Origin of the sequence: Dolichospermum sp. LEGE 00246 (assembly GCF_015207865.1) — a bacterium.
GTDB classification, from domain to species: Bacteria; Cyanobacteriota; Cyanobacteriia; order Cyanobacteriales; family Nostocaceae; genus Dolichospermum; species Dolichospermum heterosporum.
This window is the reverse complement of record NZ_JADEWA010000257.1, coordinates 1-7,720: the sequence shown is the minus strand read 5'-3', so window position 1 is coordinate 7,720 and position 7,720 is coordinate 1. Positions and strand designations below refer to the sequence as shown.

General features: G+C 37.6%; 5 protein-coding genes and 1 CRISPR repeat array. Of the genes, 4 read left to right on the top strand and 1 reads right to left on the bottom strand.

Annotation, left to right across the window (positions count from 1 at the left end; genetic code table 11):
* Positions 1 to 523 precede the first annotated feature (523 nt).
* From IQ228_RS16425 to IQ228_RS16410, 4 genes are all read left to right on the top strand, one after another.
* Positions 524 to 1,753, top strand: a complete 1,230-nt coding sequence (locus IQ228_RS16425; protein ID WP_193963575.1) for a UvrD-helicase domain-containing protein — start codon at positions 524 to 526, stop codon at positions 1,751 to 1,753.
* Positions 1,754 to 1,890: 137 nt separating this feature from the next.
* Positions 1,891 to 2,523: a deoxynucleoside kinase gene (locus IQ228_RS16420; RefSeq protein WP_193963574.1), complete on the top strand. Its 633-nt coding sequence runs from the start codon at positions 1,891 to 1,893 to the stop codon at positions 2,521 to 2,523.
* A gap of 36 nt (positions 2,524 to 2,559) precedes the next feature.
* Positions 2,560 to 3,396, top strand: a complete 837-nt coding sequence (locus IQ228_RS16415; protein WP_206755169.1) for a viperin family antiviral radical SAM protein — start codon at positions 2,560 to 2,562, stop codon at positions 3,394 to 3,396.
* Positions 3,397 to 3,631: 235 nt separating this feature from the next.
* Positions 3,632 to 3,841 carry a hypothetical protein gene (locus IQ228_RS16410; protein WP_190383360.1) on the top strand — a complete coding sequence of 70 codons (210 nt, stop codon included), beginning with the start codon at positions 3,632 to 3,634 and terminating at the stop codon, positions 3,839 to 3,841.
* 47 nt (positions 3,842 to 3,888) lie between these two features.
* Here IQ228_RS16410 and IQ228_RS16405 read toward each other — a convergent pair whose 3' ends face one another.
* Positions 3,889 to 4,071 carry a hypothetical protein gene (locus tag IQ228_RS16405; RefSeq protein ID WP_193963573.1) on the bottom strand — a complete coding sequence of 61 codons (183 nt, stop codon included), beginning with the start codon at positions 4,069 to 4,071 and terminating at the stop codon, positions 3,889 to 3,891.
* Between the two features lie 197 nt (positions 4,072 to 4,268).
* Positions 4,269 to 7,495: direct repeats of the CRISPR family, unit length 34 nt; unit sequence GCAATTTCACTTACTCCCTACTAGGGATTGAAAC.
* Positions 7,496 to 7,720: the final 225 nt, after the last annotated feature.

Below are 7,720 nucleotides of genomic sequence, written 5' to 3'. Positions count from 1 at the left end.
AGATAGAAAAACTGATCAAGTCTGATGAAGATTCTCTTAGAATGTATGTGTTGGATGCTGGGAGTGTGAGAAGAACTATTACCTATGGTTCGGAAATCCCTAGACAAGAACAGGCTATCATTATATAATTGATAGGTGAGATTAAATTTTTGGCAGACCTAAAGCGGGGTCAAAAACCCTGGAGATTCGCCAAACAGCCAGAACCTTGACAACTAAATACTTTCAGCGTTTCATCAGTTTCAGTTTGTGCTTGACCCGAAGCCTGAAATAAGGTTTTTTGAGAGGTCCGCCAAAATCGTCTCTGGATTCCGCCCCCAGTTTATGTTTCAGACGGCGGGGTTTCCGCATATCTAATCCCCGCAAGGGGACTGAAACTAACCAATTGGAAGAGGTATCTTCCAGTGATTTGTATAATGTAAAAAGCTGACTTTTGAAATCAGTAATTATCTAGAACATAACAATTAAGTAATGTTAAGTGGTAATAAAATACTGTTATTAATGTTATACACACTGGACTAAGAACATGGGTCAATGGATAGATTTTCAACAGACTATTAATCAAAGGTTAATCAGAGAAGATTTAGACAAAGAGCAAACCAAAGTCAAAAATATGAATACCAAAGGACATGGACTTGTTCGGGGTATTGCTGGTTCTGGTAAATCCTTAGTATTGAGAAACAGAGTTGAGAAAATTATTGATGAATATGATGATATTTTGATTCTTAGTTACAATCGTTTCATGAATGGTTGGCTTACCTCAAAACTAGCAGAAAAAGGTATCCAAAAACAAGTTACCTGTAATACATTTCATAGTTGGGCTTATAATAAACTAAATTATGATTATAAGTTTGATAGGAATGATACACTAAGACTGCAAATTATAGATTTAGCTCAAAAATCACATTTACAATACCAAGCCATTTTAATAGATGAAGCCCAAGATTTTTATGATGAGTGGTTTAGGGCTATTTTAGAAGTATTAGATAACGATACCAACTCTCTCTTTTTTGTTTATGATAACACTCAGTCTGTTTATGGTCAGTCTCATAGAAGAAAACAAAATTGGTCATGGCGTAAACTGGGAATTGATGTTGTAGGTCGTTCTCAAATCTTCGATGTTAATTATAGAAACTCCCCAGAAATTCTTGAATTGGCTTGGCATTTTATACTTACATCATTGTCTGATGCTAACATAAAAGTGTCCAAAAAAGAACAAGCTGGAGGTAGAATTGGGGATATTATTGAACCAAAAACCAAAAAATCCAGAAGTTCAAATATTCAACCTTTACTATTACAAGTTTCCAATCATGAAATGTCTTCAACAATTGCCCAACAAGTTAAATTAGCATTATCAAGTTATAAAGAATCTTCCATTGGTGTTTTAGTACATCCACAAAATTGGCAACTCAAAAATTTAATTAGTGCAGAATTGTTAAAACTGAATATTCAACATCACGCCCCCAGAGGTTCTACAGATAGAAACATGAATGTGGTAGATAGACCCTTTGTAATTGTTGACTCTTGGAATGCCCTCAAAGGTGTTGAATTTGATGCGGTTATTGTTGCTGGTTTAGACATGGCTAATGAATTCCCCCATGATCCCGATGCAGATTTCCAAGAAAAAGCCGGGATTTACACGGCTATGACTAGGGCAAGGGAGCATTTGGTGATTTTATATGATACTAAAAACTCTGTTGTTGACTTGATGGAAAATGCTTTGAACTCCCCACCACAATTAAAAAGTGAAGACTAATTTGCGATAGCGAAGCACTCCGTAGGAATCTCCATAAGCATTGCTCACTTCATTCTTAGGAGAACGCAATAGCAAAGTAAAAAGCTTTTCAGTAATCAACCTGAAGTCCTATATTTTTATTGAGATAATTGTAACTAATGAAAAAGTTTCCTTTTTTAGCATTTGAAGGATTAGACGGGGCTGGTAAAACCACCTTAGCAGAACTATTTGCAAAGCAGCAAAATTTTAATTATTACGGTAGCATACCACCTGAATTAATTTCTTTACGGAAGCAAATAGCCGCAACTAATTCCCCAATTAGCACATTCCATTTTTATAGTTTGTGTAACATTTTACATAGTTATGAATACAGAATAAAATTGAATAATTTAGGGGTTGTGGCTGATAGATATGTGTTTTCTACTCTTGCTTATCATAGTCTGTTGATGAAACAGGACTTGTCTTCTTATCTACATATCCTGCAATCAGAACAAGAATTTTTACTCCCTGATATCATTGTTTATGTAACAGCATCCCAGTCAACAATTAACCAGCGTATTATACAACGAAGTGAGAAAGTTCCTATGCAATGGTATGGCGATAAAGTTTCTCTTGAATATAATCTTGATGAATCATACAAACGTATATTTGCATTAGTTAATATACCAATCATACAAATTGATACAACTAATTCAAATCCTGAGCAAGCATATTCTAATTTGTGCTGCGAACTATACAAAATTAGCGAAAGTATACCGATAATAAAGTCTATAAATTTTGATGTAAATTAGCTAACTTCAAATTTTGATTTATCAAAAATAATTATCATGAAACCAATTTCTGTAAATTTTCATCTGTGGAAACCATGCAATTATCATTGCCGATTTTGTTTTGCTACTTTTCCTGATATCGAAGGAGCTTTAACTTTAAATGATGCTAAACATCTTCTTTTCTTATTACGTGAGGCAGGAGCAGAGAAACTTAACTTTGCTGGGGGAGAACCAACACTACACCCTAACATTGGCGAACTTGTAGCTGAATCGCATCGTTTGGGATTTATAACCAGTCTTGTGAGTAATGGTGCGAGAATGACTGAATTGCTAGAAAAACACGCTCATGAAATTGATTGGGTTGCATTGTCGGTAGATTCTGCTTCAGAAGCAGTCCAAAAGGATTTAGGACGGGGGAATGGTAATCATGTAATACAATCAATTGCTTTATTTGATAAGTTACATCAATATGGTATCCGCATTAAACTTAATACAGTAGTTACAGGCTTAAATTTTCAAGAAAATATGTCAGATTTTGTCAGGCGGGTGCGTCCAGAACGATGGAAAATCTTTCAAGTGTTACCAGTACAGGGTCAAAATGATGGTAGCGTTGAGGAACTGCTGATATCACCACAACAGTTTCAAGAATTTGTTGAACGACACCAACCTTTGATAAATGAAGGATTTCAAGTTATTCCAGAATCAAATGACTTGATGAAAGATTCCTACATCATGGTTAATCCACAAGGGCAGTTTTACAACATTACCAAAACCAAGAAGGGGCATTCATACAGTTCACCAATTTTAGAAGTGGGTGTAAATGCTGCCTTCGCTCAAGTTGGTTGGAACACAGATGCTTTTTTACGTCGGGGTGGTATTTACTCTTGGAAATAGTTAGCACCAGGTCAATCACCATCAGTGATCGCCCCCTCGCCATAGGCATCGCCCCCGCCCCCCACCAACTTCTCAAGGAAAAAAAGTAATGGCATATTGGTTATTTCAAAATAATCCCAAATTATTAAGGAAAACAAGCGATCGCTGTTTATATATGAGAAGAAATGTCAAAAAATAACGGAGTATTTACTATGCAGACACAGACTTACAAATTAGGTGATATCAATTCTCAAGTATGACTACTTACAAGCAACTCCAGGATTACATCAAAACTAAATATCAGGTCACAGTTAAAACCTGTTGGATTGCTCATGCCAAAGAACAGTTAGGACTTCCACTTAAAGCATCTCAACGCAGTTCTGAAGGAAAACCAAGAGTTTATCCTTGTCCTCTAGATAGATTGCCATTAATTAGAGAAGCTTTTGAACACTTTCATCTTCTATAAAGATTCAATAAAAATATGAGCAATGAAATTGTAATATTTACACAACTCTAACAAAATATGATTCCTAGCGATCGCCCACAATTCTTGAGGAAAACCCAGGCGATCGCTATTCGCTGCTGCAAGCAGTTCGCTTCTCCCTTCGTAGACATCGCCCCTGCCAAATTATTGAGAGAAGCGATCAGACGATTTTCTTCGCTTAATGCGCGAGGGGGTGGGTGTAAAAAATTCAATTTCTCAAAAAATGCCTGAAATCATGTCTACACAAGCTTTTCATACAGTTCATGGAGCTCACCCATCCGCGCACCTTGCACAGCAGGAGTTTCAGCTATTTTACTCCTTGACACTTTTCTTGAAATGGATTATCATAAAGGCATCCGCGCAACTGAACCTTGAAAACTACATATATATAGGCTTTCAGCACCCCGCGATCGCAATTTCACTTACTCCCTACTAGGGATTGAAACCAAGGACGACCTGAAGAAGCTGAAACACCAGTCATCGCAATTTCACTTACTCCCTACTAGGGATTGAAACCAATTATCTAGCTATGTCGGGCGTGGGTATGGCGCATCGCAATTTCACTTACTCCCTACTAGGGATTGAAACTGAGATTGTCATTTTGCAACTTTAGAATCTCGGTTATCGCAATTTCACTTACTCCCTACTAGGGATTGAAACATTCTTCTGGGTAAATATCGTCAAAGATTCCTTGTGAATCGCAATTTCACTTACTCCCTACTAGGGATTGAAACTTTATACTCACAAAGATTAAATAATCTCATTTTTGCCATCGCAATTTCACTTACTCCCTACTAGGGATTGAAACGTTTCTCCTCTTCCGTCAACTCCTGATGATTTAAAATCGCAATTTCACTTACTCCCTACTAGGGATTGAAACTACCCGAAAAATGGTCTGATATTGGTCGGAATGCTAATCGCAATTTCACTTACTCCCTACTAGGGATTGAAACATTGTATTCGTAACAATAACTCCTTCTTCTGGTTATCGCAATTTCACTTACTCCCTACTAGGGATTGAAACGTCAAAGCCTGTAACAAAGGCGTTATCTTTGTTTCATCGCAATTTCACTTACTCCCTACTAGGGATTGAAACAACTATTCTGAATCCATAGCCATCAAAATTGTCATAAGCATCGCAATTTCACTTACTCCCTACTAGGGATTGAAACATGATTTCTCCTATTTAAAAAGTGAAAGTTGGATTGAATCGCAATTTCACTTACTCCCTACTAGGGATTGAAACCTTGATTGATTGAACCACCGTAACCACCAACGCAGTGGGAAATCGCAATTTCACTTACTCCCTACTAGGGATTGAAACGCGGATGTATGGATTGGAAAATGTGTAGCTGTGATCGCAATTTCACTTACTCCCTACTAGGGATTGAAACAATTCCATACTGAGTGCAGATTGCTTGGGTTTTATCCCATCGCAATTTCACTTACTCCCTACTAGGGATTGAAACAAAATACTAGCTAGTCTAGATTGATCATGTAAAGATAATCGCAATTTCACTTACTCCCTACTAGGGATTGAAACGCCATTTCCGTAGCATTTCCATATATTGTGGGTCATCGCAATTTCACTTACTCCCTACTAGGGATTGAAACATCTCTAACGCAGCCATTAGAGACACACGCCTTAGATCGCAATTTCACTTACTCCCTACTAGGGATTGAAACCACTACCTCGTTCCATTTTGGTATCATCATGGAAGATCGCAATTTCACTTACTCCCTACTAGGGATTGAAACTAATCAATGCTGAACTAATAGATATCCAGTCATCAAATCGCAATTTAACTTACTCCCTACTAGGGATTGAAACTGAAACCGTGAATTAAAATAACTTTATAGCCGTATCGCAATTTCACTTACTCCCTACTAGGGATTGAAACAAATAGTTAGGGATGTCTCCGGGTTGTACCGGAGTATCGCAATTTCACTTACTCCCTACTAGGGATTGAAACTAAATTGTAAGCATAAGTTACCTTGGCTAAGGTTTCCAATCGCAATTTCACTTACTCCCTACTAGGGATTGAAACTTGTCTTCAAAATGGAATTTACTTAAATCCTTTCTGCATCGCAATTTCACTTACTCCCTACTAGGGATTGAAACCAATTTCTCCTGCGCGGAGACATCGAACTTTTTTAGATCGCAATTTCACTTACTCCCTACTAGGGATTGAAACTCAAAACCCAAAAACCTTGAGTAATTAAACATTGATCGCAATTTCACTTACTCCCTACTAGGGATTGAAACAGCTAAACTTACCATTTTGAAGATTGTACCTTACCTATCGCAATTTCACTTACTCCCTACTAGGGATTGAAACCTACCCTTCAAGCGTGTGATTTATTTAGTAGATATCGCAATTTCACTTACTCCCTACTAGGGATTGAAACTTTATGCTTTACCACCCTGAGCGGCTGGTATACCCGAAAATCGCAATTTCACTTACTCCCTACTAGGGATTGAAACTTTACATGATTACGCTTGGATTTTAAATCTTTATCATCGCAATTTCACTTACTCCCTACTAGGGATTGAAACGACGCTACTGTAAGCCTCGATAAAATTCTTTCTATCGCAATTTCACTTACTCCCTACTAGGGATTGAAACTGAGTATGTATTTAGAAAATCGTTTTTATATTGAATCGCAATTTCACTTACTCCCTACTAGGGATTGAAACCAGAAATGCCCAGCAACTCACCAACGATAGGAACAGTCTTATCGCAATTTCACTTACTCCCTACTAGGGATTGAAACTAAATTAATTAAGGCGGTGCGTTCTTTTTTGGTAGCATCGCAATTTCACTTACTCCCTACTAGGGATTGAAACTCTAGTTGGCGATGTTGAGAGGCAGATAGAAATTTTATTGCAATTTCACTTACTCCCTACTAGGGATTGAAACAAAGTATTTTCGCTATTTGCTCTCCTATCAGTATATTGCAATTTCACTTACTCCCTACTAGGGATTGAAACAGTCTATTAGTCCTCGATGGCTCCAGCAAAAAAGAATTGCAATTTCACTTACTCCCTACTAGGGATTGAAACACGGAGTTGATGTGGGAAGGAATGGTAGAACTTATTGCAATTTCACTTACTCCCTACTAGGGATTGAAACTTCAACCAAGAAAGCTAAATCTTCAATAAAGCTATTGCAATTTCACTTACTCCCTACTAGGGATTGAAACTCTACATTACTGACTACAAAGTATTTGGGACTTTATTGCAATTTCACTTACTCCCTACTAGGGATTGAAACTTGAATAACGCCTTCACTGTCAGCATAGTCAAATTATTGCAATTTCACTTACTCCCTACTAGGGATTGAAACCATCGTCACAAATACTTTCTCCGATACCGTACTTATTGATCGCAATTTCACTTACTCCCTACTAGGGATTGAAACAATCAATAGCTCCTCAACTCTAGGGGGATTAAGAATTGCAATTTCACTTACTCCCTACTAGGGATTGAAACTTCATTGTCTTTACTCCTTGGTTGTGTTTTTTAATCGCAATTTCACTTACTCCCTATTAGGGATTGAAACAGGAGCGCGATCGCCGCTTTTAATCCGAGACATTGAATTGCAATTTAACTTACTCCCTGTTTCCGCACATCTAATTCCCGCAAGGGGACTGAAACCTTACTTGAATACGATGGCGATTACTAGGTCGCGCTTCGCTATCGCCCCGTAGGAATCGCTCTTAGATTTCCCGTTCTATAAAACTTACCCAAAATTACCAAAGTCTAGACACATCTGGACAGCGATAATCTTAGTGTTTATTTCCTGCTTCATCGTGGTCTTAGAATGACTTCTAAGAGGTTTTTCCACTCGACAGACAATC